This window comes from uncultured Methanobrevibacter sp. (assembly GCF_937906425.1).
Taxonomy (GTDB): domain Archaea; phylum Methanobacteriota; class Methanobacteria; order Methanobacteriales; family Methanobacteriaceae; genus Methanobrevibacter.
The window spans coordinates 1-3100 of record NZ_CALCYR010000167.1; the positions used below are offsets into that span (position 1 = coordinate 1).

Annotated in this window: 2 protein-coding genes; both read left to right on the plus strand. The window is 29.3% G+C overall.

Annotation, left to right across the window (positions count from 1 at the left end):
- Positions 1 to 112: 112 nt before the first annotated feature.
- On the plus strand, positions 113 to 676 hold the full coding sequence (locus tag Q0138_RS04710; protein WP_297981586.1) for a LemA family protein: 564 nt from the start codon (positions 113 to 115) through the stop codon (positions 674 to 676).
- Between the two features lie 269 nt (positions 677 to 945).
- A complete protein-coding gene (locus Q0138_RS04715) occupies positions 946 to 2724 on the plus strand; it encodes a DUF2207 domain-containing protein (protein ID WP_297981588.1) in 1779 nt (592 codons plus the stop codon).
- The last annotated feature ends 376 nt before the right edge of the window (positions 2725 to 3100 follow it).

Here is a 3100-nt window from a genome sequence, read left to right on the forward strand (position 1 = left end):
TATTTTACTTTTAATTTTTAAAATTAATTTTATTTATTAAATTTCTTTGATTTTTGCCTATTTTTTTAAAATAATTAAAATTTATCTTCGAATTGATTAAAAAGGTGATATTATGGATATGATAATGATAATAGCAATTGTAATAATTGTAATAATTATTGCAATTTTATTATTTGTTGTTTCCATTTACAATGGTTTAGTTAAATCAAGAAATAAGGTTAAAAATGCATGGGCACAAATAGATGTTCAATTAAATCGTAGAGCTGATTTAATTCCAAATCTTGTGGAAACCGTAAAAGGTTACGCTTCTCATGAAAAAGGTGTTTTTGAAGAAGTTACCGCTGCAAGAGCTGGATTGATGAATGCAAACGGAGTAAAAGAAATTAGTGAAGCAAACAATCAATTGTCAAATACCTTAAAAACTTTATTTGCTGTAGCTGAAAACTATCCTGAATTAAAGGCAAATGAAAATTTCAAGGAACTTCAATCCCAATTAAGTGAAAGTGAAGACAAGATTGCTTATTCAAGACAATTCTATAATGATACAGTCTTGATGTACAACAATAAATGTGAAACCTTCCCTAGTAGCATAGTTGCTGGAATCTTTAATTTCAATCAAGCCGACTTCTTTGAAACTGCTGGAGAAGCTAGATCTGTACCTAAAGTAGAATTCTAGAATTTTAAAATAAACATTAATCAAATTCAATGATTAATAAAATTTAATTAATTAAAATTAAATCAAATTCAATTTTAGGGTTGTTTTTAATTAATAAGTTAATTAAATTCAATTTTAGAGTTGTTTTTAGTAAATTAATTAATTAAATTCAATTTTAATCTTGTTTTTAATAAAAATATTTAATTTTAGCATTGATTTAAATAAATATAGTTATTAAGATTGTTTAAATCTTTAAATTTTAAATTGTTTATCAAATTAGGGAGAAATTTATGAAATTTAATAAAAAACTTTTTTCTGTTCTTATATTATCAATATTAATCTTAATTTCAATTTCTTCTGTTTCTGCAGTTGACTATTCCCTCACCAATGCCAATATAGACATTGATGTTCAGGACAATGGTCTCTTAACAGTATATGAGGCAATCACATATCATTTTGACAGTTCTGCAAATGGTGTCTATAGGGACATTCCGCTCAAGAAAAATCAAAGCATTGAAAATCTTGAAGTTGCTGTAGATGGTGCATATGCCACTTATGAGATAATTAGTCAAGGCAGCAAGGAAAGGATAAAAATCTATCTTTATGCTGATGAGGCTCACACAAAGAAGATTTCTTCTTCTTCGGATGTGACCATTTACCTTACATATGACTTTACACATGTTGTAAAGGTCTATGATGACATTGCAGAATTGCAGTATAATGTTTGGGGAGAAGAATGGGAAGAGAGTTTGGATTCATTGACTGCAACCATTCACTTGCCTAATGACAAGAAGGTTGAATATTGGATTAATCCATATTACAATGATGCAAGTTCAAGTTTCAGTGACGGCACCTTGACAATCAAGTCTCCAGGTGTAAATGAAGGCAAATATCTTGAATCAAGGATTCTCATTCCTTTAAAGGAATTCTCAAGTACGGAATATGCTCAACATGTTGATGGAAAGGCTGCAGATAAGATAAGAAAAATGCAGGAAGATGATAAGAATTCCAATGAAGCCATGACAAGTGCAGGTTCCATAATTGATATAATTTTGATAGCGCTATGTTCAATTCCGCTTGGAATCTATTATAAATTTGGCAGGGAACCTAAAACAGATTATCAAGGCATTTATGAACATGAACCTCCAACAAATGACCCTCCTGCATTTGTTAATGCATTGATGGGCAGCATGACAAAAAGCATTGGAAACCTTGACCAAAAGGCTTTCCAGGCAACAATCATGGACATGATCAATAAGGGCAATCTTGGAGTGGATTCAGAGGAGGATACTGAGTTTACCAAAACCACATTCCTTACAATCAAATCCACTGAAGGCCTTAAGGATTATGAACTTGAATTGATTGATATTCTAAGACCTTATGAACTCAATGGCAGAATAAGCTTCTCATATATGCAGGATTGTCTTAGATCTGAAAGTGAGGCAAGGGACTATCAAAACAGTTATAATGAATGGACAGAAAACTTCAAAAACAGATATCTTCCAGACAGTCTTTTAAGGGAATACTTTGATGATAAGGGTTATAAGATTCTTCAAGGTTTCGGTATAGTTGCACTTATACTGGGTATTCTTGTAGGCCTATTCTCATTCTTCTTTGAGTATAAAGGAAACTTTATCACCTTGATTATAGCTATTCTATTTGCAATTCTCGGTTTGGTTTCACTGCTGCTGCCATCTGGAATTGGGGGCAAATACACAATCAAGGGAATGGAATATGCTGAAAAGTGGGAGAATTTCAAGAAATTCCTTAAGGATTATTCATTGATTAAGGAGCATCCTCCTGAATCCATAGCAATATGGAACCAGTATCTTGTTTATGCAACTGCATTGGGAGTTGCTGATGAGGTTTATAAGGCTATGAAACTACATGTTTATAGTTCTGGTGACGACTATTATTATAATGACGTTTATATGTTCTACTATCTTGGCGGATACCGTCATATTAATGATTCATTTAATATTGCTTCATCAACTATCTCTGCTGCTGACAATAGTTCCATTGGAGACATTGGTGGCGGATCTGGTGGAGGAGGCGGAGGAGCTTTCTAGCCCTCTAATCCTTTTTAAAATTTAGTTTTTTACTTAATTACTTTTTTTAAGTAATTTCCTTTTTTTATTTTTTATTTTTACATTTTAAAAATTATTATTTTATTTTTATTCATTTTTATTTTTATTAAATATTAATTCTTATTTTTTAATTTTTAATTATTAAAATTCTTTAAAAAGAAATTTATATATTTAATTATTTTTTTATAAAAATGAGTTGATTTTATTTATTTTAATCTTATTAATCTTAATTAAATTCTTTTTTTAAGAAAAAATAGGTTTTTTATTTAATTTAATCTTAATTAAATTCTTTTTTTTGAGAAAAAATAGGTTTTTTATTTAATTTAATCTTAATTAAATTCTTTTTTTTAAGAAAAAA

Excerpts from the sequence above, each read along its gene's own strand:
- Q0138_RS04710 (WP_297981586.1), top strand. The coding sequence starts at position 113 with ATGGATATGATAATGATAATAGCAATTGTAATAATTGTAATAATTATT.
- Q0138_RS04715 (WP_297981588.1), top strand. The coding sequence starts at position 946 with ATGAAATTTAATAAAAAACTTTTTTCTGTTCTTATATTATCAATATTA.